21 protein-coding genes and 1 tRNA gene are annotated in these 25373 nt (G+C 67.9%); 9 read left to right on the top strand and 13 right to left on the bottom strand.

The annotated features are described in order from the left end of the window. Positions 1-39: 39 nt before the first annotated feature. The 3 genes from ACF8ML_RS08255 (at position 40) to ACF8ML_RS08245 (ending at position 1729) form a co-directional block, all read left to right on the top strand. Positions 40-130 (top strand) — tRNA-Leu (locus tag ACF8ML_RS08255). A 328-nt stretch (positions 131-458) separates the two neighbouring features. Continuing rightward, positions 459-1085 carry a DUF6806 family protein gene (locus ACF8ML_RS08250; protein ID WP_013803265.1) on the top strand — a complete coding sequence of 209 codons (627 nt, stop codon included), beginning with the start codon at positions 459-461 and terminating at the stop codon, positions 1083-1085. 32 nt (positions 1086-1117) lie between these two features. Beyond that, the gene (locus ACF8ML_RS08245) at positions 1118-1729 is read left to right on the top strand and encodes a M48 family metallopeptidase (RefSeq protein WP_047327108.1); all 612 of its coding nucleotides are present in this window, start codon (positions 1118-1120) and stop codon (positions 1727-1729) included. A 1-nt stretch (position 1730) separates the two neighbouring features. Here the strand turns inward: ACF8ML_RS08245 and murI are convergent, their stop codons facing one another. The 4 genes from murI to ACF8ML_RS08225 all read right to left on the bottom strand — a co-directional run bounded on the left by murI (position 1731) and on the right by ACF8ML_RS08225 (position 5550). Further along, positions 1731-2621, bottom strand: a complete 891-nt coding sequence (gene murI, locus ACF8ML_RS08240) for a glutamate racemase (protein ID WP_047327109.1) — start codon at positions 2619-2621, stop codon at positions 1731-1733. 58 nt (positions 2622-2679) lie between these two features. Next, the gene (locus ACF8ML_RS08235; protein ID WP_047327110.1) at positions 2680-3267 is read right to left on the bottom strand and encodes a GNAT family N-acetyltransferase; all 588 of its coding nucleotides are present in this window, start codon (positions 3265-3267) and stop codon (positions 2680-2682) included. Then, positions 3264-3896 carry a class I SAM-dependent methyltransferase gene (locus ACF8ML_RS08230; protein ID WP_047327111.1) on the bottom strand — a complete coding sequence of 211 codons (633 nt, stop codon included), beginning with the start codon at positions 3894-3896 and terminating at the stop codon, positions 3264-3266. The genes ACF8ML_RS08235 and ACF8ML_RS08230 overlap by 4 nt, the downstream gene beginning before the upstream one ends. Before the next feature lie 100 nt (positions 3897-3996). Further along, positions 3997-5550: a fumarate hydratase gene (locus ACF8ML_RS08225; protein WP_013803260.1), complete on the bottom strand. Its 1554-nt coding sequence runs from the start codon at positions 5548-5550 to the stop codon at positions 3997-3999. A gap of 313 nt (positions 5551-5863) precedes the next feature. Between ACF8ML_RS08225 and fumC the strand changes: the two genes are divergently transcribed. Beyond that, a complete protein-coding gene (fumC, locus tag ACF8ML_RS08220; protein WP_016445164.1) occupies positions 5864-7255 on the top strand; it encodes a class II fumarate hydratase in 1392 nt (463 codons plus the stop codon). A 64-nt stretch (positions 7256-7319) separates the two neighbouring features. On the opposite strand, the gene ACF8ML_RS08215 is transcribed toward fumC, so the two are convergent. From ACF8ML_RS08215 to ACF8ML_RS08195, 5 genes are all read right to left on the bottom strand, one after another. Further along, a complete protein-coding gene (locus ACF8ML_RS08215) occupies positions 7320-8219 on the bottom strand; it encodes an alpha/beta hydrolase family protein (protein ID WP_034363042.1) in 900 nt (299 codons plus the stop codon). Between the two features lie 114 nt (positions 8220-8333). Then, positions 8334-9560, bottom strand: a complete 1227-nt coding sequence (locus tag ACF8ML_RS08210) for a multidrug effflux MFS transporter (RefSeq protein WP_070080514.1) — start codon at positions 9558-9560, stop codon at positions 8334-8336. A 1-nt stretch (position 9561) separates the two neighbouring features. Next, positions 9562-10071 carry a MarR family winged helix-turn-helix transcriptional regulator gene (locus tag ACF8ML_RS08205; RefSeq protein ID WP_016453094.1) on the bottom strand — a complete coding sequence of 170 codons (510 nt, stop codon included), beginning with the start codon at positions 10069-10071 and terminating at the stop codon, positions 9562-9564. Positions 10072-10187: 116 nt separating this feature from the next. Beyond that, the gene (locus ACF8ML_RS08200; protein WP_016445168.1) at positions 10188-10874 is read right to left on the bottom strand and encodes a DUF3334 family protein; all 687 of its coding nucleotides are present in this window, start codon (positions 10872-10874) and stop codon (positions 10188-10190) included. Positions 10875-11002: 128 nt separating this feature from the next. Then, positions 11003-11989: a LacI family DNA-binding transcriptional regulator gene (locus ACF8ML_RS08195; RefSeq protein WP_017407260.1), complete on the bottom strand. Its 987-nt coding sequence runs from the start codon at positions 11987-11989 to the stop codon at positions 11003-11005. Between the two features lie 135 nt (positions 11990-12124). Here ACF8ML_RS08195 and ptsP point away from each other — a divergent pair, with 135 nt between their 5' ends. The 3 genes from ptsP to ACF8ML_RS08180 are packed head-to-tail and all read left to right on the top strand — an operon-like array spanning position 12125 to position 17405. Then, positions 12125-14668, top strand: a complete 2544-nt coding sequence (gene ptsP / locus ACF8ML_RS08190; protein ID WP_047327113.1) for a phosphoenolpyruvate--protein phosphotransferase — start codon at positions 12125-12127, stop codon at positions 14666-14668. Further along, positions 14665-15627, top strand: coding sequence for a 1-phosphofructokinase family hexose kinase (locus tag ACF8ML_RS08185; RefSeq protein ID WP_047327114.1), 963 nt, complete (start codon positions 14665-14667; stop codon positions 15625-15627). Before ptsP ends, ACF8ML_RS08185 begins: the two co-directional genes overlap by 4 nt. A gap of 23 nt (positions 15628-15650) precedes the next feature. Beyond that, positions 15651-17405: a PTS fructose transporter subunit IIC gene (locus tag ACF8ML_RS08180; RefSeq protein ID WP_047327115.1), complete on the top strand. Its 1755-nt coding sequence runs from the start codon at positions 15651-15653 to the stop codon at positions 17403-17405. 44 nt (positions 17406-17449) lie between these two features. On the opposite strand, the gene proX is transcribed toward ACF8ML_RS08180, so the two are convergent. From proX to ACF8ML_RS08160, 4 genes are all read right to left on the bottom strand, one after another. Further along, the gene (gene proX / locus ACF8ML_RS08175; protein WP_016453089.1) at positions 17450-18496 is read right to left on the bottom strand and encodes a glycine betaine/L-proline ABC transporter substrate-binding protein ProX; all 1047 of its coding nucleotides are present in this window, start codon (positions 18494-18496) and stop codon (positions 17450-17452) included. A gap of 110 nt (positions 18497-18606) precedes the next feature. Beyond that, positions 18607-19779 (bottom strand): glycine betaine/L-proline ABC transporter permease ProW, encoded by a 1173-nt coding sequence (gene proW, locus ACF8ML_RS08170; protein WP_279492860.1) that lies wholly within the window; start codon positions 19777-19779, stop codon positions 18607-18609. Further along, positions 19776-21098 carry a glycine betaine/L-proline ABC transporter ATP-binding protein ProV gene (gene proV, locus ACF8ML_RS08165; protein WP_139223856.1) on the bottom strand — a complete coding sequence of 441 codons (1323 nt, stop codon included), beginning with the start codon at positions 21096-21098 and terminating at the stop codon, positions 19776-19778. Before proV ends, proW begins: the two co-directional genes overlap by 4 nt. 696 nt (positions 21099-21794) lie before the next feature. Beyond that, positions 21795-22403, bottom strand: a complete 609-nt coding sequence (locus ACF8ML_RS08160; protein WP_016445176.1) for a TIGR00645 family protein — start codon at positions 22401-22403, stop codon at positions 21795-21797. A gap of 231 nt (positions 22404-22634) precedes the next feature. Here ACF8ML_RS08160 and acs point away from each other — a divergent pair, with 231 nt between their 5' ends. After that, a complete protein-coding gene (gene acs / locus ACF8ML_RS08155) occupies positions 22635-24635 on the top strand; it encodes an acetate--CoA ligase (protein WP_047327117.1) in 2001 nt (666 codons plus the stop codon). Between the two features lie 175 nt (positions 24636-24810). After that, the gene (locus tag ACF8ML_RS08150; protein ID WP_133072904.1) at positions 24811-25293 is read left to right on the top strand and encodes a LapA family protein; all 483 of its coding nucleotides are present in this window, start codon (positions 24811-24813) and stop codon (positions 25291-25293) included. Positions 25294-25373 lie beyond the last annotated feature (80 nt).

Raw genomic sequence — 25373 nt, 5'->3', positions numbered from 1 at the left:
ATGAGCAGCTTGCGTTGGCCTGTGACGCTGCGGCGCAGGGCCCCGATGGTGAAATTGGTAGACACTGCGGACTTAAAATCCGCCGCTTCCGAACAGGGGCGTGCCGGTTCGATCCCGGCTCGGGGCACCATGAGCTATGTGCAGCAACGTTCTGATGCTGCAATCTTTGCAGCAATTTTGCGTTGAGGCGAATGCTGCGGTTGCGCAATGTTTCGCGGTGCTGCGCAGTGCATGTTGCTGGCTTCGTGCTCTTGCAGCACCGCATTGTGGCCATGCGCCGCCAAGTCCTTGCCGGCTGCATTACGTGCGAGAATCCCTTCATCAGGCCCCGGGCTGCTTGCCTGGATGGCGCGGCTCGGGCAGACAGTGATGGCGATGCCTGCATGCGTTCCGTTGACATTGATCGTGGCACATGGTGCGGCGTGACAGGTGTGGCCAAACTCATCCCAGACGAGAACATGTCGAATTACAACGCTCCATTTGAAATCCACGTGCACGGCCAGGTGCTGCTGCGCCCCGACACGACCTACGAGCAGTTGCAGGAAGCGCTGGGCCCGCTGTGGAAGTATGCGGGTGCCCGCTCCCTGGCCGATGGCGCTGGCAGCGTCTACGAAGAAGAGCCCGGCATCCAGTTCGATACCAAGGAGCGCCTGCTCCAGGTGTGCTGGACGGTGCGCGGCGATGAGGACTTCCGCCAGTCGCTGGACGACATGTGCATGGGCATCAACGAGCTGGCCGAGCAGGGTGCTGCCATCGAGGTAACCTTCTACGACACCGAGTTCGACGAGGAAGAGGAGTCCGAAGAGGCCGAGTCGCGCGACGACTTCGTCATGCTCTTCGTGGGCCCGACGCCCGCGGCCATCATGCAGGTGCAGCGCGACCTGCTGGTGCAGGACGTGGTCAACCTGATGGAGCGCCATTTCGACGGCTCCGAGCTGGGTGGCGTGGTGCAGGAGATCGACAAGCTGTTCTCCCAGCGCTTCGACGCCCTGGTCAGCTCGCTGGAGATCGGCAAGCCGCCGCGCGGCATGGGTGGATCGGGTTCGGGCCACGGCGGCAACCGCCGCCCCCGCCACCTGCATTGAGCGCAAGGCGCTGCCCCGCGCAGCGTACAGCCATGGCGGCACAGACCAGCACGCCCAAGTATTCTGGAGCAGTCACCGAGACCGTGCGCCGCCAGCGCGAGCAGCGGCGCGAGGTGGCCGGTGGCGCGCTGCCGCTTCCCTACCTGTCCGCCTACCCGGCCGCGCTGCAGTCACAGGTGCGTGGCTGGCTGGCCGATGACAAGGCCGAGGCCTGGCTGCTGCGCAAGCATCCCGAGGCCCATGCCGTGCGCACGGACAAGAGCCTCTATGACTACGTGGATGCCCTCAAGGGCCGGCACCTGCGCAATGCCGGCACGCTGAACAAGGTAGCCTACGACGGCCGCATCCATGTGGTCCACAACGCCCTGGGCCTGCACACGCGCCGCGCCGTGGTGCAGGGAAGCCGCCTCAATGCACGGCATGAGATCCGCATCGGTGCACTGTTCAAGCAAGCGCCCGAGGCTTTTTTGCGCATGATCGTCGTCCACGAGCTGGCCCACCTGCGCGAGCCCGATCACGACAAGGCCTTCTACCAGTTGTGCACCCACATGGAGCCCGAATACCACCAGCTGGAGTTCGAGTTGCGGCTGTACCTGAGCTGGATGGACCACTCGGGCCGGCGCCTGTGGCAGGCGCAGCCGTGATTCAAGCGGCCGTGGGGATGGCGCTGGATTCGCCGACCTGAACGGACGAGCAGCATTGCGCGGGCAGATCCAGCCAGCGCGATGCCGCAGCCTGCAGGGCCTGCAGCGATCCCGTGGTCATCAACCGGACCTGGCCCTCCGCCGCGGGCAAGGGTCCTGTTTCGCTGGCCAGGGTGCCCAGGCGGTCCAGCACGCGCCGCGTCTGGCGGGCTACCGGGGCACCTGTGTCGATGAACTGGATGTCCGGCCCCAGCAGCGTGCGCAACTGCTCGCGGGCGAATATGTAGTGGGTGCAGCCCAGCACCAGGGAATCCATCTCACCCGTCTTCTGTCCGAAGCTGCCCAGGGCATTCACATACCTGGCGCACAGGCGCGCGACCTCGGTGGCCATGGGGTCGGCGGGAACGGGCTGCTCCGTGCTTTCCTCGATGGCCTTGGCCAGTCCGTCGCAGGGCTGGACATGGAATTGCACGCGCTGGCCATGGTCGGCCACCAACCGGGCAAAGCGCGCACTGCTCACCGTGCCGCGCGTGGCCATCACGCCCACGTGGCCGGTCTGGCTCGATAGCGAAGCGGGCTTGATGGCGGGCTCCACACCGATCAGGGGCAGTTCGGGCATTTCAGCGCGCAGCATGTCCACGGCAGCGGCCGTGGCCGTATTGCAGGCGATCACCAGTACCTTGATCTGGTGCTGGTCGCACAGGTGGCGCGCAATGGTGCGCGTGCGCTGCTGCACGAAGGCGTCGCCGCGTGCATCGCCATACGGAGCATAGCCGCTGTCGGCCAGGTAGATGAAGCGCTCATGCGGCAGCTCATGGCGCAGCGCCTGCAGCACGCTGAGGCCGCCGATGCCGCTGTCGAAGACGCCGATGGGAGAGGCCGGGGAGGTCATGTGGAGATGCGGATAAAGGCTTTTGGAGGCGGCGCCCAGTATGCCCGCTCGGGCGCGTTCATGCTGCGGCCATGGCTTGCTGCTGCAGCCATTGGGTATGTGTCAGGCGATACAGGCAATGCCTGCGCAGCGCATGGCCTGCCGGCACCTCCGGATGGTCGAAGTCATGGGCGTCGCGCTCCATGCCCAGGCGCTGCATCACGGCCTGCGAACGCAGGTTGGACAGCGCGGTGAACGAGACGATGGACTCCAGATGCAACGCGCCGAAGCCGTGCTCCAGCGCCGCCCGCGCGCCTTCGCTGGCCAGGCCCTGGCCCCAGAAAGGCCGGGCGAGCCGCCAGCCGATTTCCACGCAGGGCGAGAACGGCAAAGACGCGGCGGGAGTGTGCAGCCCGATGAAGCCCATGAACTCGCCACTGGCAAGGTGCTCTGCCGCCCAGAAGCCCCAGCCGCGTTCCTCGATCAGTGCCTGGATCCTGTCTGCCATGGCATCGCTTTGTTCACGGCTGAGCAGTGTCGGAAAGTGCTCCATGACCTGTGGGTCGGCATTCAGCGCGGCAAAGGGCTGCCGGTCGCCGGCCTGCCACTGGCGCAGTATCAGGCGCGGTGTCCGCAGGGTCGCTACAGGGGAATGTGTGGTGGTCATGGTTGGAGAGGGCGCTGCAGCACCAGCAGATAGGCGGCCGCATGGCCGTGGAAGGAGTGGGGGATGAAGCCTGCCTTGCCTGCCAGCTTTTCCACGCTGGTGCGGCGCTGGAAATGCGGGTCGAAGACCAGCTCGGCCACGGCCAGCAGGCCGCCGGGGCGCAGGCTCTGGAACACGTCGGCCAGCGCGGCCTGGCGGTCCGGGATCTCTCCCAGCACGGCGGCCATCACGGCGCGGTCGTGCTGCTCGGCTGCCAGCTGCCCCTGGCCCAGCGCCGCCGCCTGGGTGCGCACATTCTCCAGCCCCTGCGCGCGCGCCTTGGCCGCCACCTGTTCGAGCATGGCCGGCTGCAGGTCCACGGCAAGCACCTGTCCCTGCGCGCCAACGGCATGTGCCAACGGCAGGGTGACGCGGCCCGGGCCGCAGCCCGCGTCCAGCACCTTCATGCCTGGCTGGATCTGCAGTTGCCCGACGATGAAGGCGGCCTTGTTGCTGGCCGCGAAGGGATTGTCGAGCTCGACCATCCAGCGCAGCCAGGACGGGCAGGGCAGGACATGGCGGCGGGAGGACAGGCGCCAGGCCAGGCTGGTCGCGGCCAGCAGGGCGATGAGGACGAGCGCGATGGTCATGTTGAATGGGCAGTGTTGCAGGCAGCGGGCAGTCTGTCACAAATGCCCGCGCCAATGAAAAGACCGCCCGAAGGCGGCCTCTTTGCGCTTGGCGCCGGCGTCAGGCCGAGGCAATCTCAATGGTCTTGAACTCGCCGGATGCGATGCGCTTTTGCCATTCGGCAGGGCCGGTGATGTGGGCGCTGGTGCCGCCGGCATCCACGGCCACGGTCACGGGCATGTCCACCACGTCGAATTCGTAGATGGCTTCCATGCCCAGGTCCTCGAAGCCCACGACCTTGGCGTTCTTGATGGCCTTGGACACCAGGTAGGCGGCGCCGCCCACGGCCATCAGGTAGGCCGACTTGTGGTTCTTGATGGACTCGATGGCCACCGGGCCGCGCTCGGCCTTGCCGATCATGGCGATCAGGCCGGTCTGCTCCAGCATCATGTCGGTGAACTTGTCCATGCGGGTGGCCGTGGTGGGGCCTGCGGGGCCCACGGCTTCGTCCTTGACCGGGTCCACGGGGCCGACGTAGTAGATCACGCGGTTGGTGAAGTCCACGGGCAGCTTCTCGCCCTTGGCCAGCATGTCCTGGATGCGCTTGTGGGCGGCATCGCGGCCCGTGAGCATCTTGCCGTTGAGCAGCAGGGTGTCGCCGGGCTTCCAGCTGGCCACTTCTTCCTTGGTCAGGGCGTTGAGGTCCACGCGGCGCGACTTGTTGTAGTCGGGCTCCCAGTCGATCTTGGGCCACAGGTCCAGCGAGGGGGCGTCCATGTAGACCGCGCCGGAGCCGTCCATCACGAAGTGCGCGTGGCGCGTGGCCGCGCAGTTGGGGATCATGGCCACGGGCTTGGAGGCCGCATGCGTGGGGTACATCTTGATCTTGATGTCCAGCACGGTGGCCAGGCCGCCCAGGCCTTGCGCGCCAATGCCCAGGGCGTTGACCTTCTCGTACAGCTCCAGGCGCAGTTCCTCGACCTGGTCGAGCTTCTCGCCGCGCGCGGCCTTGGCCTGCAGCTCGTACATGTCCAGGTCTTCCATCAGGCTTTCCTTGGCCAGCAGCACGGCCTTCTCGGCGGTGCCGCCGATGCCGATGCCCAGCATGCCCGGCGGGCACCAGCCCGCGCCCATGGTCGGAACGGTCTTGAGAACCCAGTCCACCAGGTTGTCGCTGGGGTTCATCATGATCATCTTGGACTTGTTCTCCGAGCCGCCGCCCTTGGCGGCCACGGTCACGTCCAGCTTGTCGCCGGGCACGATCTGCACGTTGATGACGGCAGGCGTGTTGTCCTTGGTGTTCTTGCGCGCGAACAGCGGATCGGCCACGACGGAGGCGCGCAGCGTGTTGTCGGGGTGGTTGTAGCCGCGGCGCACGCCTTCGTTGATGGCGTCTTCCAGACCGCCCGTGAAGCCTTCCCAGCGCACGTCCATGCCCACCTTCAGGAACACGTTGACGATGCCGGTGTCCTGGCAGATCGGGCGGTGGCCGGTGGCCGACATCTTGGAGTTGGTCAGGATCTGGGCCATCGCGTCCTTGGCCGCCGGGCTCTGCTCGCGCTCGTAGGCGCGGGCCAGGTGGGCGATGTAGTCGGCGGGGTGGTAGTAGCTGATGTACTGCAGGGCGCCTGCGATCGAATCGATCAGGTCCTGCTGGCGGATCGTGGTGGTCATCGGTGGGGTGTCTTTTTGATCGGGGGAACAGGGGAGGGGAATCCCGGGGGCGATTATCGGCGCTGCGCGGCGGAAAGTGCACGCGAGGGGTGCAGTCTTGTACAAGAGTCGAGGGGTTTGCCTGGACAAGCCCGCCTCGGCGACACCTCAGTGGGGGATGGATGCGAGAGGTTCCCATTTGCGGAGTTACCATGGGCGGGTTTTTGCCATTGCGGCCCCGCCAGCCAGACATCCCCGAGCCACGCAGCGCGCGGCCCGCCGACCTGCCTCCAGCCAACTGCGCCGCGTTGTTTTCACCAAGGAGTCCACACCAATGACCGCGACCCGCCAGGAAAAAGACACTTTCGGACCCATAGCCGTCCCCGCAGACAAGCTTTGGGGCGCGCAGACGCAGCGTTCGCTGCAGAACTTCGACATCAGCGGCGAGCAGCAGCCGCGCGAGATCATCCACGCGCTGGCCCAGGTCAAGAAGGCCTCGGCCACCGTCAACCACAAGCTGGGCCTGCTCGACGAGAAGAAGACCCGGGCCATCCTGGCCGCCGCCGACGAGGTGATCGCCGGCAAGCACCCGGACGAGTTCCCGCTGGTGGTCTGGCAGACCGGCTCGGGCACGCAGACCAACATGAACGTCAACGAGGTGCTGGCCAACCGCGCCAGCGAAATCCTCGGTGGCGAGCGGGGCGAATCGCGCCTGGTCCACCCCAATGACGACGTGAACAAGAGCCAGTCGAGCAACGACGTATTCCCGACCGCCATGCACGTGGCTGCCGTCACGGCCATCGAGCAAAAGCTGCTGCCCGCCATTGCCCTGCTGCGCAATACGCTGCAGGCCAAGAGCGAGGCCTATGCCGACATCGTCAAGATCGGCCGCACCCATCTGCAGGACGCCACGCCGCTGACGCTGGGCCAGGAAATCTCGGGCTGGGTGGCCCAGCTGGCCCATGGCGAAAAGCATGTGCGCGCCGCGCTACCGCACCTGTACGAGCTGGCGCTGGGCGGCACGGCCGTGGGCACGGGCCTGAATGCACCCAAGGGCTATGCCGAGGGCGTGGCGGCCGAGCTGTCCCAGCTCACCGGCTACCCGTTCGTGACGGCGCCCAGCAAGTTCGAGGCCCTGGCCTCGTGCGACGGCCTGGTCCACGCCCACGGCGCGCTCAAGACGCTGGCCGCCAGCATGATGAAGATCGCCAACGACGTGCGCTGGCTGGCCTCCGGCCCGCGCAGCGGCCTGGGCGAGATCTCCATTCCCGAGAACGAGCCCGGCTCGTCCATCATGCCCGGCAAGGTCAACCCCACGCAGAGCGAGGCGGTGACCATGCTGGCGGCCCAGGTCTTCGGCAACGACGTGGCCATCAACTTCGGCGGCGCCTCGGGCAACTTCGAGCTGAACGTGTTCCGCCCCATGGTTTCGCACAACTTCCTGCAGAGCGTGCGCCTGCTGGCCGATGGCATGAAGAGCTTCAACGACCACTGCGCCGTGGGCATCGAGCCCAACCGCGAGCGCATCACCGAGCTGGTGCAGCGCTCGCTGATGCTGGTGACGGCGCTGAATCCGCACATCGGCTACGACAAGGCGGCCTACATCGCCAAGAAGGCGCACAAGGAAGGCTCCAGCCTGCGCGAAGCGGCCGTGGCCTCCGGTCACCTGACCGGCGAACAGTTCGACGCCTGGGTGATCCCTGCCAAGATGGTCGGCAACCTGTAGGACCTGCTGATGCCATCAAAAAGGGGAGCCGATCGGCTCCCCTTTTTTTGCTTCATGGCCTGGCTCAGTTGTCCGCCTGCGGGCGGCGCACGGTGCGGAACACGTACTTGAGCGCGTCGCCGATGGTGCTTTCCCAGACCGGCCATTCATGCTTGCCGTTGACGATGCGCAGCTCGGCAGGCTGCTTGTTCCTGCGCAGCTGGGCGTAGAGCTGGGCGGCGTCGGACTCGATCATGAATTCATCGTCGTCGCCCGAATTGATGTACATGGGCACGCTGATCTTGCGGGCGAGAAAGCTGTCCCACAGCGCGGGGTAGTTGTAGCTTTTCCAGACCGTGGTGCTGTACTGGCCGCCCGTGTTGGGTTCGGCAAAGACCTTGACCGAGCGTGCCGAGGAATCGGCGGGCGGCTCGGGGTTGTAGATGGCGGGGCTCAGCAGGGCGGCGGCCTGGAATTTCTCCGGGTACTTGAGCACGTAGCGCAGCGCGCCGTAGCCGCCCATGGACAGGCCGCCGATGACGCGGCCATCGCGGCTGGTGAGGGTGCGGTACTTCTTCTCGACATGGGGGACGAGGTCCTGGAAGAAGGCCGTCTCCATGGGCTCCTTGAGGTCCACGTACCAGGTCGTTCCCGCGTCGGGCATGACGATGATGGCGGGCGGGATCTCGCCGTTCTGGATCAGCTGGTCCACCGTGCGCAGCAGGTTGCCCTTGACGGGCCAGTCGTTGCGCTGGCCGTCGTTGCCGTGCAGCAGGTACATGACGGGGTAGCGCAGCCTGGACTGGGCGTCGTAGCCCGTGGGCAGGTAGACGTTGTAGGTCCAGCTGCGCTGGAGCGTGGCGCTCTTGAACTCGGCGGCCTCGATGGAGCCGGCCTGGGCGGCCGGGCCGGCCAGCAGCGCGGCGGCCGCCAGCGTGCCGGAGGCGGCCTGGCGCAGGACGATGGAAAAGGAAAGTTGGCGCATGTTTTTTGTCTCCTGTGGTCCGTGGCAAGGGCCCACGGCTGCGCCAATGTAATCGAGGCCCTGGCCCCGCCTGCGCTCCGCGCGGCCGGGCCGTCGCCTCGGGGACCATGGCCCTCAGCCGGGCGCGCGCTGCGCGTGGCGCAGCGCGCTGCGAAAGCCCAACTGCCCCACCACGCAGGCCACGACCAGGGCCAGCGCGGCCGACAGCGCCGGGTTGCTGCCCAGGCTGGCGCCCAAGGTGCACAGGCCGCCCACGGCCATTTGCGTGCTGCCGTAGACACCGGCGGCCGAGCCCGTGAGGCGCGGATGCACGCTCAGCGCGCTGGCCAGCGCCGCAGGGCTGGTCAGGCCCGAACCCAGCGCGAACAGCACCATCAGCCCCACCACGATGGCCGGCGTGAGCTGGTTGAACAGGGCCAGCAACAGCAGCATGGCCGCGCTGGCCAGGCTCAGCAGATTGCCGTTGAGCATCAGCCGCTCCAGGGGCCAGTGGCGTATCAGCTGGCGGGCCAGCGCATTGCCCACGGCCATGCCGCCCATGAGCAGGCCCAGGTAGATGGCCACCTCATGCTTGGTGGAATGCAGCTGCTCGATGAACACGAAGGGCGCCGCCGCCAGGAAGGCATAGATGGACGTGGTGGCGCAGCCGCCGCCCACGGCAAAGCCTACGAAGGCCGGCGAGCGCAGCAGGCTGCGGTAGTCGTCGCGGATGGTGCCCAGGTGCAGGCGGCCCGTGGGCTGGCCGGTTTCGGGCAGCAGCTTCCAGATGGCGAAGGCCGTCACGCCGCCGACCACGGCCAGCGTGCCGAAGATGGCGCGCCAGCCCAGGGCGTCGTCGATGGCCGAGCCGATGGCCGGCGCGATGCCGGGGCCGATCATCATCATCAGGTTGAGCAGCGCCAGGCTGCCCACGGCGTTCTCGGGCGTGCTCGAATCGCGCGCAATCGCGCGGCCCAGGGCCAGGCCCGCGCAGCCGCCCAGCGCCTGGAGCAGCCGCGCGCCGATCAGCCAGGGGGCGGACGGGGCGAGAAAGGCCGCCAGGCTGGCCAGCGCATAGAGGATGAGTCCGGCCAGCAGCATGGGGCGGCGCCCCAGGCTGTCCGACAGCGGGCCATAGATCAACTGGCCCACGCCCAGGCCCAGGATGTAGACCGTGATGGTCAGCTGCATCTGGCTGGCGCCGGCCTGGAGCTGGCGTGCCGCATCGGGCAGGGCGGGCAGGAACATGTGCATGGCCAGCGTGCCGACGATGGTCACGACCACCAGCAGCCATAGCGGCGCCTTGCGGCTGGCCGCTGTATGGTCCTGGGCGGGTGGCAGCGAAGAGTGCTCGGCAGCCATCTCAGGCAGCCTGCTCGTCGGGCAGGTCCGTGTCGCAGGCGGGCTCGGCGGCCATGGCCTCCAGCAGGCGCTGCAGCGTGGCGTAGGCCGCGCCCAGTTCCTCGGGCGGCACGGCGCCCAGCACCTGGGCGCGGGCCTGCTGCAGCAGGCCCTGCACGGCTTCGACCTGGGCATGGCCGGCTGGCGTGAGCTGGATTTTCCTGACGCGGCGGTCGCTGTCGTCCACGCGCTCTATCCAGCCCTGGGCGGCCAGGCCGTCCACCAGGCGCACGACCGAGGAGCTGTCCAGCGCCAGGGAATGGGCCAGATCCTTCTGGCGCATGGCTTCAGGCGAACGCGCCAGATGCATCAGCGGCATCCACAGCGCCTGGGTCAGGCCCATGGGCGCCAGCAGCCTGTCCAGCGTGCGGCGCCATTGCTTGTTGACCTGGCCCAGCGTGAACATGAAATGCCGCTGCACGCTGGCGGCATCGGCTTGCGCGGGCGGGGACTGGTCGGGAAGGGAAGACATCGTGGCATTCAAATAGTTGGCATTCCAATTATCTGCATGTCAACGATATCGTTTCCCGGAGCCGCCTGATACATCCGCAGGCGTCAGGGTTTTGGCCCCCGCAGGGGAGGCGGGGCCTACATGCCCAGGGACTTGAGCAGTTCGTCGGTGTCCGTGCTGCCGGCCGGTTCAGGCGCTGCGGCGGGGGCGCTGGCGTTGGCCTGCGCCATGAGGGCGTCCGGGTCGGGGCGCTCCTGCGGTTCGAAATCCACCACCTTGATGAACTCCGTGCGGTCCATGGCCAGCTCGAGATAGAAGATGTTGTTGTTGCCCGTGTAGAAGGTCACGCGGCGCGCCTCGGGAGAGTCGAGGTTGGCATCCACGCTGAGGTTGACCTGCTTGTTCAGGCGGATCATCTTGGGCTGGCTTTGCGTGATGTAGGTCTGAAGCTCGCGCTGGACCTTGCTGGTGAAGTCGCCCACCACCTGGTTCATCAGCTCGCCCATGACGTTGCTGACATCGTCGGAGGTGTAGGAGCTGGCAAGGTCCTCCTCGCCCATGCCCATGCTCAGCATGTAGCTGCGGTACAGCTCCATGGCGGCGGCGGCCGAGAAGTTGATGATCACCAGGCCCGAAAAGCCGCCGTCCACCAGGACAAAACAGCCGATGTCGGGCTTGAGGCTGGTCTTGGTGATGCGCTGCACCATGCCCGAATACTGGATCTGGCACTGCGTGGCCACCTGGAGCACGCGCGAGACGGAGTTGCAGAGGCTGATCAGCACGTCTTCCGTGCCATGGACGATGGGATGTTGGGGCTGGTTCATGAGGTCAACGGGACAAAATTGTGAGCGATTATGGGTGCAAGTCCGTTGTTTGCGACTGTTTGTAACATTGAAAGTCCAATGTGCCCCCTCCTGGGGCGGGGATTGGCAGGCGGCCCCGAAAGCCGCGCTCAGCGAATCGCCTGCGTGGACTCGCGCACGATGCAGCGCCCCTGCATGACCACCTTGCGCACGGGCAGCTCGGGCGCATGCAGCCGCTCCATCAGCAGGCTGAAGGCCGTTCGGCCCATGGCGTCGATCGGCTGCTCGATGACGGTGATGGCGGGGGCCACCAGCTCCGTCCAGCGCTCGTTGTCGAAACCGGCGAGCGCCACATCGCCGGGGATGCGCAGGCCTGCGGCGCGTATCGCGCGCAGGCAGCCTTCCAGCAGCAGGCCGTTGCTGGCCACGAAGGCGTCGGGCCGCTGCGGCTGGCGCAGCCATTGCGTGACTTCGGCCTCGGCGGCATCGCTGGTCGGGGGCAATTGGCGCAAGTCGGGCTCCAGGCCTGCATCGCGCATGGCGGCCAGATAGCCGTCGCAGCGCTCGCGCGCCGTGCTGCTGGTGCTGCCGAAGACGCCTGCAATACGGCGGCGGCCCTGTTCCACCAGATGCCTGACCAGGGTGGCGCAGGCCTGGGCGTTGTCCAGCACCACGCTGTCATGGAAGGCCGGGGCGCCCGCCCGGTCCACCAGGACAACGGGAAACTCCAGCTGCATGCGCTCGAGCTTGTGCAGGCTGGCCTGGGTGGGCGCAAAGATCAGCCCCGCGATGCGCTCTTCCTGCATGAGCTGCAGGTACATGGCTTCGCGCTGCGGGTCTTCGTCGGTATTGCACAACAGCACGCGCCGGCCCTGGCGATAGGCCTCGGCCTCGACCGCGCGGATCAGGGCCGTGAAAAACGGGTTGCGTATGTCGGCCACCAGCACGCCCATGGGCCCTGCGTCGCGCGCGCGCAGCCGGCGCGCCATCAGATTGGGCCGGTAGCCCGTGGCCTGCACGGCGGCCGCGACCCGCGCCCGGACTTCTTCGCTGACCGAGCCGCCCGCCAGCGCGCGCGATACCGTTGATTTGGAAACCCCGGCCGCACGGGCCACATCGTTGATGCTGATGCTCAATGCAATCGTTCCCGTTGGTTGTGGTGTGCCGCAGAGGATAACTCCAAAGAAATGCCGAGGTATGGCCGGATTGTGGCCAGGTTATGTTGCAGTGCAGATTGACTGATGGTTGGGAACGTTCCCACAATCCGCGCCATGATCAATGCCCATTCATCCCTCCCGGCGGTTGCACCCACCGCTTCTGCGGGCCTGCAGATCGCCGTGCGCCTGGGCGCCAGGGTGCGCGACAAGGCCGACGCCATTGACCAGGCCGCCCGGCTGCTCCAGGACAGCGGCTGCGTGGCCCCTGGCTATGCCGCCGGCATGCAGGCGCGCGAGGCCCAGGCCGAAACCTTTCTGGGCCACGGCGTGGCCATTCCCCACGGCCGCGCCGAAGACCGGGCCCTGGTGCTGCGCGACGCGGTGGCCGTGCTCCAGGTGCGCGAGGGCCTGGATTGGAATGCCGGCCAGAACGTGCATCTGGTCGTGGCGGTGGCGGCACGCTCCGATGCCCACATCACCTTGCTGCGCCGCCTGGCCGGCCTGCTGCAGACACCCCGGCTGCAGGCGCTGTTCACCACCGGCGATGCGCAGCAGGTCATCGATGTCCTCCAGGGGCAGGCGGACCCGGCACCGCCTGCCGCCCGCCCGGCGGCAGTGGACCTGGCCGAGGCGTGCGAATGGACCATTGCCTATCCCAACGGCCTGCATGCGCGGCCTGCCACGCGCTGGGCGGAGGCGGCGCGCGGCTTTGCCTCGCGCATGCAGGTGCGCCATGGCGGCGAGGTGGCCGATGCGCGGCAGATGGCCAGCCTGCTGCAGTTGGGACTGCGCGAAGGCGACAAGGTCACCGTCTCGGCAGAGGGGCCCGATGCCAGTGCCGCGGTCCAGCGCCTGTGTGCCGTGGCCCAGGCCCTGGTGGTCCAGGAACGTGCCGATGCCGACGCCGCTGCGCGCAAGGCGGCCGAATCGCCCGCCACGGGCTGGCTGCCGCCGCTGGCGCGGCCTGCCTTTGTGGGCCTGGGCGCCAGCCCGGGGCTGGCCGTGGCCCGCATCCACCAGTGGCGTGTGGAGGCCGCCGAGATCCCCGACCTGCCTGAGCCGCTCAGCGTGGGCGGCGGGCGGCTGCATGCGGCGCTGGCCGAGACACAGGGCCAGCTGCGCGCCCTGCATGACGACACTCGCCGCCGCCTGGGCGAAGGCGATGCGGCCATCTTCAGCGCGCAGGCCGAGTGGCTGGGCGACACCGGTCTCCTCACGCGCGCCTGCCAGTTCATGGTCCAGGGCCACGGCGTGGCCTGGGCCTGGGACCAGGCCGTGGAGGAGGGCGCTGCCCGTCTCCAGGCGCTGGACAACCCCGCGCTGGCCGCGCGTGCCGCCGACCTGCGCGACGTGGGCCGGCGCGTGCTGGTGCAACTGCAGCCCTCGCTGGCAGCGGCGGGGCCGGAGGGCCTGCCGGAAGGCGGCTGCATCCTGGTCGCGGCCGATCTTTCGCCCTCGGAAACCGCCCAGCTGGACACGGCGCGCGTGGCCGCGCTGGTCACGGCGCAGGGCAGTCCCACCTCGCACACGGCCATACTTGCGCGCACGCTGGGGCTGCCGGCCGCCGTGGCGGCAGGCGGCGGCGTGCTGGGCATGGCCGATGGGGCCCTGGCCATCGTCGATGGCGCCAATGGCCGCATCTACCTTGATCCCTCGGAGCAGGACCTGGCTTCGGCGCGTGCCCACATGGCCGAGCAGCAGGCACTGCAGGAACGCGTGTCCGCGCAGCGCAGCCTGCCTGCCATCACCACCGATGGCGTGCGCATCGAAGTCTGCGCCAACGTCAACCTGCCCGGGCAGGTGCCGCTGGCTCTGTCCCAGGGCGCGGAGGGCGTGGGCCTGATGCGCACGGAATTCCTGTTCCTGGAGCGCGGCAGCACGCCCGGCGAGGACGAGCAGTACGAAACCTACCGCGCCATGGCGCAGGCGCTGGAGGGCCGGCCGCTGATCGTTCGCGCGCTGGACATCGGCGGCGACAAGCAGGTCGCCCACCTGGAGCTGCCGCGCGAGGACAACCCCTTCCTGGGCGTGCGCGGCGCGCGGCTGCTGCTGCGCCGCCCCGACCTGCTGGAGCCCCAGATGCGCGCCCTGTACCGGGCGGCCCGCGATGGCGCAAGGCTGTCCGTGATGTTTCCCATGGTCACCGGCGTGCAGGAGCTGCTGGCGCTGCGCGCGGCCTGCGAACGGCTGCGTGCCGAACTGGACGCCCCGGTCCTGCCGCTGGGCATCATGATCGAGGTGCCCGCCGCCGCCGTGCAGGCCGACGCACTGGCCCGCCATGCCGATTTCTTCTCCATAGGCACCAACGACCTGACCCAGTACGTGCTGGCCATGGACCGCCAGAACCCGCAACTGGCGGCCGAGGCGGACAGCCTGAATCCGGCCGTGCTGCGGATGGTGCGCGCCACCGTGCAGGGCGCTGCCACCTGCGCGCGCCCCGTGGGCGTCTGCGGCGGACTGGCCGGCGACCCGTTCGGTGCGCTGCTGCTGGCCGGGCTGGGGGTGACCGAGCTGTCGATGACGCCCAACGACATCGCCGGTGTCAAGGCCGGCCTGCGCGCGGCCAGCCTGCGGCAGTTGCAGGCGCTGGCAGACAGGGCGCTCGGCTGCGAGGATGCCGCGCAGGTGCGGGCACTGGCCAAGGAGGTGACGGCATGAACGCCCCGCAAGCCATCACCGTGACCCTGAACCCGGCCATAGACCAGCTTGTGACCCTGGATGCGCTGCTGCCCGGCCAGGTGCAGCGCGCGCTGGGCAGCGTGCAGGCGCCGGGCGGCAAGGGCATCAATGTTGCCGCCGCCTTGGCGGGCCTGGGCATTTCCACGGCCGCGCTGGGCGTGCTGGGCAGTGACAACGCCGGCATGTTCGAGGCCTTGTTCGCCCAGCGCGGCATTGCCGACGCCTGCCTGCGCGTGCCGGGCCAGACGCGCACCAACATCAAGCTGGTGGCCGACGGCGGACGCCAGACCACGGACATCAACCTGCCGGGCCTGGCCTTGGCCGAAGCGCATCTGGACGCCGTCATGTCCACGCTGGCCCGGTATCTGCGGCCCGGCCTGGCCGTGGTGCTATCGGGCAGCCTGCCGGCCGGCCTGCCTGCGGACAGCTGGGCCCGGCTCCAGGCCCAGGCCGTGGCCGCCGGTGCCGACGTGCTGCTGGACACCAGCGAGGGCCCCCTGGCTGCTGCCCTGGCGGCACCCCATGCGGCCATGCCCTGGGCCATCAAGCCCAACCGGGAGGAGTTGCAGGCCGCCACCGGCCTGCGCCTGGACGGCCGCGACGCGCTGCTGGCCGCCGCGCGCCGCCTGCTGGACAGGGGGCTGGGGCTGGCCGTCGTGTCCATGGGCGAGGAGGGCGCGCTGTTCGCCACCGCGCAAGGCGCGGTGATCGCGCGGCCGCCGCAGCGGGCACGCGGCAGCTCCGTGGGCGCGGGCGATGCCATGGTCGCGGGCATGGTGGCCGCGCGGCTGCGCGGACTGGATCTGGCGGACACCGCACGCCTGTCCACGGCCAGCGCGCTGGCCTGGCTGCAGGCCGCGCCCGCGCGCGAAGTCGATGCCAACCGCGTCCAGGTCCTGGCTGCCAGCGTGCTGCTGGAGCCATGCCAGTGGCCGTGATCCCCCATTCTTCAGGAGCTCTCATGAACCCTCTTTTTGTGGTGATCGCAGCCGCCGGGCACGACGCCGAAGCGCTGCTGGCCGCCGAAGCCCTGCGCCATGCGGCCGGACAGCGTCCCTTGGCTGTGGAAGTGCGCGCCAGCGGCGGCGTGATCGGGCCGCATGCGGCCGATGCGGCCGCGCAGGCCGGGCAATTGCTGATCGTGGCGGATGCCGGCACCCATGACGATGCAGATACCGCCGCCGATGCCTCCCGCTTCGTGCACGCCGCCGTCGAGCGCTGCAGCCTGCGCGAGGCGCTTGATGATCCGGCCGGCGTGCTGGCACGCTGCGCTGCCGCCAGTCCCGCAGAAGAGCGCATGGGCGAGAACATGGGCAAGCGCACGGGCAAGCGGATCGTGGCCGTCACCTCCTGCCCCACGGGCATCGCCCATACCTTCATGGCGGCCGAGGGACTGCAGCGAGGCGCGGCGGCGCTGGGCCACGCCATGCGCGTGGAGACACAAGGCTCGGTGGGCGCGCTTGATGCGCTGACGCCGCAGGAGATTGCCGAGGCCGACCTGGTCATCATCGCCGCCGACCGCGAGGTGGATCTCTCGCGCTTCGCGGGCAAGCCGCTGCTGCGCAGCGGCACCAAGCCGGCCATACGCGATGGCTCGGGGCTGATCGCCAAGGCGCTGGCCGAAGCCACCGTGCATGGTGCCGCCGTGGGCGCTGCTGCTGCAGGCAGCGCCGCGCCCACGCCGGCCCGGACCCAGGGCGGTGCCTATCGCCACCTGATGACCGGCGTGTCCTTCATGCTGCCCTTCGTCACGGCGGGCGGCATTCTGATCGCCATGGCCTTTGCGCTGGGCGGCATCTATGTCCATGACGATGCCCACCAGGGCACGCTGGGATGGACGCTGTTCCAGATCGGCGCCAAGGGCGGCTTTGCGCTGATGGTGCCGGCGCTGGCCGGCTATATCGCCTATTCCATTGCCGACCGGCCCGGCATTGCGCCGGGCATGATCGGCGGGATGATCGCGTCCAGCATGGGCGCGGGGTTCATCGGCGGCATCGCGGCCGGCTTCATCGCCGGCTACGGCGTGGCCTTCATGGCGGCGCACATCCGGCTGCCGCAGGCGCTCAAGGGCCTGCTGCCCATGCTGATCCTGCCTGTGCTGGGCAGCCTGTTCACGGGGCTGCTGATGTTCTATCTGGTCGGTGCGCCCGTGGCCGAGCTGCTGCAGTGGCTGAGCGCCTGGCTGCGCGGCATGCAGGGCGCCAGTGCCTTGCTGCTGGGCCTGTTGCTGGGCGCGATGATGGCCTTTGACATGGGCGGGCCGGTGAACAAGGCCGCCTATGCGTTTTCCACGGGAATGATCGCCAGCCAGGTCTACACGCCCATGGCTGCAGCCATGATCGCCGGCATGACGCCGCCGCTGGGGCTGGCCCTGGCCACGCGCCTGTTTGCCGACCGCTTCACGCGCGAGGAGCGCGGCAGCGCCGCCTCGGCCGGCGTGCTGGGCCTGGCCTTTGTCACCGAGGGGGCCATTCCCTACGCGGCGCGCGATCCGCTGCGCACGATTCCGGCCCTGGTGCTGGGCTCGGCCGTGGCCGGTGCCGTGTCCATGCTGGCGGGGGTGGAGCTGAAGGTGCCGCATGGCGGCATCTTCGTCGCGCCCATTCCCAATGCCGTGACCCACGTGGCCATGTATGCGGTGGCGCTGGTGGCGGGCGTGGTGGTCACGGCCATCGCCCTGCGCATGTTCAAAAGGCCCGCCGAAGCGGGCCTTTGAAGCAGGAAGCCGGGGGAGCGCCTGGCGCGGCTCCCCCGCAGCGTTCAGCGGGCTGCGGCGCGGGCCTGTTCCAGCCAGCCGTCGAAGGTCTTCTGGTGGGCCTTGATCCAGCCGTCCACATGGCGGTTGATGTCCGAAGGCTTGCTCTGGCCCTGGCTCATCATGTGGTTCTGTGCGCTGATGTCACCCACGGGGACCTGCATCAGCTCGAACAACTTGGCGGCATCGGGATGCTTGTCGGTGAAGGCCTTGTTGGCGATGATCTGCTGCTTGTTCACCACGAAGCCGTAGTTCTTGCCGTTGGGCAGCTTGGTGTCCAGCTTGGCCTGCTCGCCGGGCAGCGAGGAGAACGGCACCTCCAGCCATACCACGTCCTTGCCGGGCTTGAGCACGTTGCTCACCCAGTAGGGCGTCCAGGTGTAGTAGAGGATGGGCTTGCCGGCCTTGTAGCGCGAGATGGTGTCGGCGATCAGCGCCGAGTAGGTGCCCTGCTTGTGGGTCACGGTGTCGCGCAGCTTGTAGGCCGTCAGGTGGTGCTCGATCACGGCCTCGCAGCCCCAGCCCGGCGTGCAGCCGGTGAGGTCGGCCTTGCCGTCGCCGTCCGAGTCGAACAGCTTGGCGATCTTGGGGTCCTTGAGCTGGCCGAGGTTGGTGATCTTGTATTCGTCGGCCGTCTTCTTGTCCATCAGGTAGCCCTGGGCGGCGTTGTCCGAGTACACGCCCTTGCGGAACAGCTTGGCGTCGCCGCCCGCGTTCTTGTAGTAGTCGGCGTGCAGCGGGTTCCAGTGCGTGGCCAGGAAAGTGGCATCGCCATTGGCAATCGCCACGTGGGCCGTGGGGTACTCGACCTCCTGGAAGGGCTGCACGTCGTAGCCCAGCTTCTCCAGGGCCTTCATGACGATGAGGGTCTGGAAGCTCTCTTCGGCGATGGAGCTCTTCAGTGGCAACACCTTCACGCCCTTTCCGGGCTGTTCGTCGGCCGACCATGCGCTGGCGCAGGCCAGCGCAATGCCTGTGGCGATGGCGCCGGCGCGCAGCCAGTGGCGCAGTGCGTTGGCCTGCAGTCGGTTGGGGTTCAGGGCTTGGATCATCCTCGGGTTCCTCCGTTGTGTGATGAAAGGGGAGCGGGCGGCCAGCGGGGCTGGCCGTTTTTCGGGAAGGCGGCGCGGCAGAAGGCCCGTCCGCGCCGCAGGCAAGGCGTTCAGCTGGTGCTGCCGCGATGAACTGGCTTGCTGCCGGCGCCCAGCAGGCGGGCAATGCAGCCGGCGGGGCCGCTGTGCCACCAGCGCGCGCCGCCACGGGTGGTCTGTCCCATGGCCTGGGTGATGCGGTCCAGCACGATGGCCAGCAGCACGATGCCCAGGCCGCCCACGGTGGCCAGGCCCATGTCCAGGCGGCCGATGCCGCGCAGCACCATCTGGCCCAGGCCGCCCACGGCGATCATGGAGGCGATCACCACCATCGACAGCGATAGCATCAGCGCCTGGTTCACGCCGGCCATGATGGACGGCATGGCCAGCGGCAGCTGCACCTTCCACAGCAGCTGCCAGGGCGAGGCGCCGTACGCGCGGCTGGCCTCGATCAGGTCGGGGCGCACCTGGCGGATACCCAGGTTGGTCAGGCGGATCAGCGGCGGCAGCGCGAAGATGATGGTCACGATCACGCCGGGCACGTTGCCGATGCCGAACAGCATCACCACGGGCACCAGGTAGACGAAGGCCGGCGTGGTCTGCATGGCGTCGAGCAGCGGCCGCGTCCAGCGCTGGGCACGGTCGCTGGAGGCCAGCAGGATGCCCACGGGCAGCCCGATGACCATGCAGAACACCAGCGAGGTCAGCACCAGGGACAGCGTCACCATGGCCTCGGGCCAGATGCCCAGCATGGCGACCACCACCAGCGAAACGGCGGCGCCAATGGCCATGGCGCGGCCCGCGAACTGCCAGGCCACCAGGGTCAGGATCAGGATCAGCAGCGGCCAGGGCAGGGCCAGCATGGCATCGGTGATGCCCGACAGCGTGCCGTCGATGGGCGTGCGCACGGCCTGGAAGAAGGGGCGGAAATGGTGGACCACCCATTCCAGGCCGCTGTTGATCCAGCCCTGCACGGGCAGGCCGTCCGTGGTCAGTTGGTGCCAGAGGCTGGCCTGTGCGTCGTCGGGAACCCCGGCCGACGCGCCCAGCCAGTCGCCGCCCGGTGCATCGCCGCTGCTGGCAGCGCCCCAGGGATCGGGCGACGCATCGGCGGGCGCCTGCGTGGAGGCGGCTGCCCAGGGATCGGCAGCAGGGGCTGCGTTTGCATTGGCGCCTGCTTCGGCCCAGGGATCGGTGGCGGCAGCGGCGGTGTTCGGGTTCAGGCTGTTGGTTGCATCGCTCATGCGGCATCTCCTTGTCGTTGTTCGATCGGCTCCACGGTCGGCGCGACGGTGGGGGCGTTGGAGGCCGGGAAATGCGGGTTGAGCGTGACGGGCGGCACGATCTCCTGCGGCGGCGGCACGGGCGGCGTGTCGCGGTCCAGGAAGCGCAGCATGGTGGTGCGGCTGACCACGCCCATGAACTGGCCGTCGTCGCTGGTCACCGGCAGCGCGCAGGGCGCAGCGGCCACGGGGCCGAACAGCTCGGCCACCGGCGTGCCTGCGGACAGCGGCTCCACGTTGGGCAGAAAGGCGTGGCTCAAGCCCAGCATGCCGGGGCGGCCATGCAGTGCGTCGCGCAGCGATTGCGAGGACACCACGCCCAGGAAGCGGCGGCGCGCGTTGACCACATAGGCGTAGTCGCGGTCGGAGTCTTCCAGCAGGCGCTGGGCGGCGCGGCAGCCGCGGTCGCTGTGCTCCGACACCACGGTCAGGGCCTGGCGCGCAATGTCCCCGGCCTTGAAGACCGAGGCCGCGTCCACGCCGCGCACGAAGCTGCGCACATAGTCGTCGGCGGGGCTGCGCAGGATCTCGTCGGGCGTGCCGACCTGGATCACCTGGCCGTCCTTCATGATGGCGATGCGGTCGCCGATGCGCATGGCCTCGTCCAGGTCATGCGAGATGAAGACGATGGTGCGGCGCTGGATCTGCTGCAGGCGCAGCAGCTCGGACTGCATCTCGGTGCGGATGATGGGGTCCAGGGCCGAGAAGGCCTCGTCCATCAGCAGGATGGACGGATCGGACGCCAGCGCCCGGGCCAGGCCCACGCGCTGCTGCATGCCGCCCGACAGCTCGTCGGGATAGCTGGCGCCCCAGGCGCCCAGGCCCACCTGCTCCAGCGCGGCCTGGGCCTGCTTCTGGCGCTCGGCCTTGTCGGCGCCGGCCAGCTCCAGGCCGAAGGCCGTGTTGTCCAGCACCGTCATGTGCGGCATCAGCGCAAAGGACTGGAACACCATGGAGATGTCCTTGCGGCGCAGCGCGCGCAGATCGCGCTCGCTCAGGGCATTGATGTCCTGGCCATCGACCACGATGCGCCCGGCCGTGGGCTCGATGAGGCGATTGAGCATGCGCACCAGGGTGGACTTGCCCGAGCCCGACAGGCCCATGACGACGAAGATCTCGCCGGCCTCGATGGTGAAGTCGGCGTCGAACACGCCGATGGACTGGCCCGTGCGCTCCAGGATCTCCTGTTTGCTCAGGCCTTGTTGGACGAGCTCGAGTGCGGTCCTGGGGTCGTCCCCGAAAACCTTGAACACATGATCGATGATGATCTGCTTGGCCACTGTGGCGTTCTCCTTTTGGGTGAGATGGAACACAGTCCAGCGTCCTCGACGGGCGAAGACGCTGGCGCGCAAGCCAAAAATGAAGCCCTGATGCCGTTCGCTGCAGGGGACGGCCGTCCCCCGTTGCTGGAATTCAAACAGGTGCGAAAGCACCCGAGACGGCTCGGATGGCACGCGAAGCGGTGCGCAAGAGCCAGAGGTCGAGAGCAGCCGGCGGCAAGCGCGCGCGGTGTCTCAGGCGGGCATCGTGGCTGAAGATCAGCCAGCGCGATGCCCCACAACATCAGGACCGAGTTTCGGCCCGGTTGACGGGGCTGTGCCGGGAGCACAACGATCCGCCGGAGGGATCGGCAGGCCGTGAAGACGGTGCCGATGACCTGCTTGGCAGGTTGTAAAGAAGCCGAAATTATATAAAACAGGTTTTACTGCGTCAAAACGCATGAGCCGGAAAAGACCTGTTTCGGGCTGTTTCAAGCCCTTGAGGTCTGCAATCCGGTCAGTATTTGCTCACTTAATGAGAGCATAGAGATCATGATTCACAAGGCATATGCTGTCATCGATGAATAAAATCGGTCAAGCGTCAGCTTGAGGAAAGCTTCAAGCCCGATCTGCGGCAAAAAGCGTGCCTGCGCCCGCCCATGAAAAAAGCCCCGCAGCGGCTGGCGCTGCGGGGCTTCGGTGTGGGATGCCGCCGGCTCAGTGGTTGCCGGCCGTGCTGTTGATCAGCTTGTCGGTGTAGGCGATGGCCAGGGCGCTGGCCAGGAAGGTGACGTGGATGATGGTCTGCCACATCAGCACCTTGACGTCGTAGCTGCCTGCGTTGATGAAGGTCTTGAGCAGGTGGATGGAGCTGATGCCGATGATGGACAGGGCCAGCTTCACCTTGAGGATGGAGGCGTTCACGTGGCCCAGCCACTCGGGCTGGTCGGGGTGGCTGTCCAGGCCCAGGCGGCTGACGAAGGTTTCGTAGCCGCCCACGATGACCATGATCAGCAGGTTGGAGATCATCACCACGTCGATCAGCGCCAGCACCACCAGCATGATGATGGTTTCGTTGAGCGCGCCAATGGGCGCATCGTGCTTGTAGCCGATGCTGGTGATCAGCGCCTGCAGCGCTTCCTGGTTGCCGAAGGCGGCCTCGATCAGGTGCCACAGCTCCAGCAGGAAGTGCCAGACATAGACGCCCTGGGCGGCGATCAGGCCCAGGTACAGCGGCAGCTGCAGCCAGCGGCTGGCGAAGATCAGGGAGGGCAGGGGACGCAGGGGGGAGCCGGGGGCTCGGTTGGAGTTTTGCTGGCGGGCCATGGTGGTCGGTCGCGCTTGTCTTGCGTGGGGGCGTGGATGGGAGGGGACAATGGCCGTGGAAAACGGGCGCGCGATTTTAGCGGCGAAACAGGCCATTGCCGGTGACAGCCAGGAACTGCGGGGAATCCCCAGGTAGACGCGCCCAAGGGTGTTTCAGTCAGTGGCATGTAAGACCGGCCCCCGACAGTCACACCACAATTTTTATTTGGCCAGCCCAGGAGACAAGCAAGCATGAGCACCGCAACAGCATCCCCCATTGAATCGGTACTGGTGGAGAACCGGGTCTTCCCGCCGCCGGCAGACTTTGCCGCCAAGGCCCGCATCTCCGGCATGGAGCAGTACAAGGCGCTGTGCGCCGAGGCAGAGAACGACTACCAGGGCTTCTGGGCCCGCCTGGCGCGCGAGAACGTGGTCTGGTCCAAGCCCTTCACCCAGGTGCTGGACGACAGCAATCCCCCCTTCTTCCGCTGGTTCGCCGACGGCGAACTCAATGCCAGCGCCAATTGCCTGGACAAGCACATGGGCACGGACGTCGAGCACAAGACGGCCATCATCTTCGAGGCCGATGGCGGCGAGGTCACCAAGGTCAGCTACCGCGAGCTGCTGGAGCGCGTCTCGCAGTTCGCCAACGCGCTCAAGGCGCAGGGCGTGCAAAAGGGTGACCGTGTCCTGATCTACATGCCCATGACCATCGAGGGCGTGGTGGCCATGCAGGCCTGCGCGCGCATCGGCGCCACGCACAGCGTGGTGTTCGGCGGCTTCTCGGCCAAGGCGGTGCAGGAACGCATCGTCGACGTGGGCGCCGTGGCGGTGATCACCGCCAACTACCAGATGCGCGGCGGCAAGGAATTGCCGCTCAAGGCCATCGTGGACGACGCGCTGGCGCTGGGCGGCTGCGAGGCCGTGCGCCATGTTTTCGTCTACGAGCGCACGGCCACGGCCTGTGCCATGACGGCGGGCCGCGACAAGACCTTCGGCGAGATCCTGGCCGGCCAGAGCACGGAGTGCGCGCCCGTGGCCGTGGATTCCGAGCACCCGCTGTTCATCCTCTACACCAGCGGCTCCACCGGCAAGCCCAAGGGCGTGCAGCACTGCACGGGCGGCTACGTGCTGTGGGCCAAGCAGACCATGGAGTGGACCTTCGACCTCAAGCCCAGCGACGTGTTCTGGTGCACGGCCGACATCGGCTGGATCACGGGCCACACCTACGTGGCCTACGGCCCGCTGGCCGCTGGCGCCACGCAGATCGTGTTCGAGGGCGTGCCCACCTTCCCCAATGCGGGCCGCTTCTGGCAGATGATCGAGCGCCACGGCTGCACCATCTTCTACACGGCGCCCACGGCCATCCGCTCGCTGATCAAGGCCGCCGACAGCGATGCCGCCGTGCATCCGAAGAACTGGAACCTGTCCAGCCTGCGCCTGCTGGGCAGCGTGGGCGAGCCCATCAATCCCGAGGCCTGGATGTGGTACCACAAGCATGTGGGCGGCGAGCGCTGCCCCATCGTGGACACCTTCTGGCAGACCGAGAACGGCGGCCACGTGATCGCACCCATGCCTGGCGCCACGCCGCTGGTGCCGGGTTCGTGCACGCTGCCGCTGCCGGGCATCATGGCCGCCATCGTCGACGAGACCGGCCACGAACTGCCCAACGGCGCAGGCGGCCTGCTGGTGGTCACCAAGCCCTGGCCCAGCATGATCCGCACCATCTGGGGCGACCCCGAGCGCTTCAAGAAGAGCTATTTCCCGGCCGAACTCGGCGGGCAGACCTATCTGGCAGGCGACGGCGCCGTGCGCAGCGAGGACCGGGGCTACTTCCGCATCACCGGCCGCATCGACGACGTGCTCAATGTCTCCGGCCACCGCATGGGCACGATGGAGATCGAATCGGCCTTGGTCGCCAAGACGGATCTGGTGGCCGAGGCCGCCGTCGTGGGCCGCCCCGACGACCTGACCGGCGAGGCCATCTGCGCCTTCGTGGTACTGAAGCGGGCACGCCCCACGGGCGAGGAAGCCAAGCAGATCGCCAAGGAGCTGCGCGACTGGGTGGCCAAGGAAATCGGCCCCATCGCCAAGCCCAAGGACATCCGCTTTGGCGACAACCTGCCCAAGACGCGCAGCGGCAAGATCATGCGCCGCCTGCTGCGCTCGATTGCCAAGGGCGAGGCCATCACCCAGGACACGAGCACGCTGGAGAACCCGGCCATCCTCGACCAGCTGGCCGAGACGAACTGAGGTCCGACACGACCGCCATGAAGAACCGGAGCCCTGGCTCCGGTTTTTTCTTGGCCGGACTGCGGGCGGCGCCCTGTCTTGCAGTCCTATTTTGTGTGGGCCGACAGCTCAGGCATGATGGTTGCGGTACAACCGAAGCTGTTGCTTTCACCACTGCCGAGGGAGGCCTTTCACCATGAATCTGAGAACCCTGTCGCTGCTGGTCACCGTGGCCCTGATCGCGTTGCTGGCGGCATTCAACTGGAACACGCTGGCCGCGCCATCCGTCGTGTCGCTGGGCGTCACCGATGTCCAGGCGCCGCTGGGCGTGCTGATGCTGGCGCTGACCTGCCTGCTGGGCGTGTTCTTCGTCGCCTATGTGCTGTGGCTACAGGGCTCGGTGCTGATGGAGGCGCGCCGACACGCCAAGGAAATGCAGGCCCAGCGCGACCTGGCCGACAAGGCCGAGGCCTCGCGCTTCACCGAGCTTCGCACCGTGCTGGAAGACCTGCATGCGCGTGACAAGGAGGTGCTGATGGCGCGGCTGGATGCGCTGGAGGCCCATCTGGTGCAGCGCGCCCAGGAGTCGGACAACAGCACGGCCGCCTATGTGGGGCAGCTGGAGCAGCAGGTACGCCTGCACCAGCAGCCCGGCACGGGCGCTGCGGACTACAGGTAAGGGGGCCGGGCCCGGATTCACCGGCGGACCATGAAAAAACCGCGCGACTTGCGTTGCGCGGTTTTTTTTTGCGGGCCCTG

The organism is Delftia sp. WSY_10 (assembly GCF_043104705.1).
GTDB lineage: Bacteria > Pseudomonadota > Gammaproteobacteria > Burkholderiales > Burkholderiaceae_C > Comamonas > Comamonas tsuruhatensis.
The sequence above is the reverse complement of the archived record's forward strand: the minus strand, read 5'-3'. Positions and strand labels throughout refer to the sequence as shown.

Bases quoted from the DNA above. Each gene is read 5' to 3' on its own strand.
- ACF8ML_RS08185 (WP_047327114.1), top strand. From the start codon at position 14,665: ATGAACGCCCCGCAAGCCATCACCGTGACCCTGAACCCGGCCATAGAC.
- ACF8ML_RS08230 (WP_047327111.1), bottom strand. From the start codon at position 3,896: ATGACCATCGCGCTCGTCCTCATCGCCCTGCTGGCCGCGACCAGCCTG.
- ACF8ML_RS08210 (WP_070080514.1), bottom strand. From the start codon at position 9,560: ATGGCTGCCGAGCACTCTTCGCTGCCACCCGCCCAGGACCATACAGCG.
- ACF8ML_RS08235 (WP_047327110.1), bottom strand. From the start codon at position 3,267: ATGACCACCACACATTCCCCTGTAGCGACCCTGCGGACACCGCGCCTG.
- ptsP (WP_047327113.1), top strand. From the start codon at position 12,125: ATGATCAATGCCCATTCATCCCTCCCGGCGGTTGCACCCACCGCTTCT.
- ACF8ML_RS08215 (WP_034363042.1), bottom strand. From the start codon at position 8,219: ATGCGCCAACTTTCCTTTTCCATCGTCCTGCGCCAGGCCGCCTCCGGC.
- ACF8ML_RS08250 (WP_013803265.1), top strand. From the start codon at position 459: ATGTCGAATTACAACGCTCCATTTGAAATCCACGTGCACGGCCAGGTG.
- ACF8ML_RS08160 (WP_016445176.1), bottom strand. From the start codon at position 22,403: ATGGCCCGCCAGCAAAACTCCAACCGAGCCCCCGGCTCCCCCCTGCGT.
- ACF8ML_RS08200 (WP_016445168.1), bottom strand. From the start codon at position 10,874: ATGAACCAGCCCCAACATCCCATCGTCCATGGCACGGAAGACGTGCTG.
- proX (WP_016453089.1), bottom strand. From the start codon at position 18,496: ATGATCCAAGCCCTGAACCCCAACCGACTGCAGGCCAACGCACTGCGC.
- ACF8ML_RS08205 (WP_016453094.1), bottom strand. From the start codon at position 10,071: ATGTCTTCCCTTCCCGACCAGTCCCCGCCCGCGCAAGCCGATGCCGCC.
- proW (WP_279492860.1), bottom strand. From the start codon at position 19,779: ATGAGCGATGCAACCAACAGCCTGAACCCGAACACCGCCGCTGCCGCC.
- acs (WP_047327117.1), top strand. From the start codon at position 22,635: ATGAGCACCGCAACAGCATCCCCCATTGAATCGGTACTGGTGGAGAAC.
- ACF8ML_RS08245 (WP_047327108.1), top strand. From the start codon at position 1,118: ATGGCGGCACAGACCAGCACGCCCAAGTATTCTGGAGCAGTCACCGAG.
- fumC (WP_016445164.1), top strand. From the start codon at position 5,864: ATGACCGCGACCCGCCAGGAAAAAGACACTTTCGGACCCATAGCCGTC.
- ACF8ML_RS08180 (WP_047327115.1), top strand. From the start codon at position 15,651: ATGAACCCTCTTTTTGTGGTGATCGCAGCCGCCGGGCACGACGCCGAA.
- ACF8ML_RS08225 (WP_013803260.1), bottom strand. From the start codon at position 5,550: ATGACCACCACGATCCGCCAGCAGGACCTGATCGATTCGATCGCAGGC.
- murI (WP_047327109.1), bottom strand. From the start codon at position 2,621: ATGACCTCCCCGGCCTCTCCCATCGGCGTCTTCGACAGCGGCATCGGC.
- ACF8ML_RS08150 (WP_133072904.1), top strand. From the start codon at position 24,811: ATGAATCTGAGAACCCTGTCGCTGCTGGTCACCGTGGCCCTGATCGCG.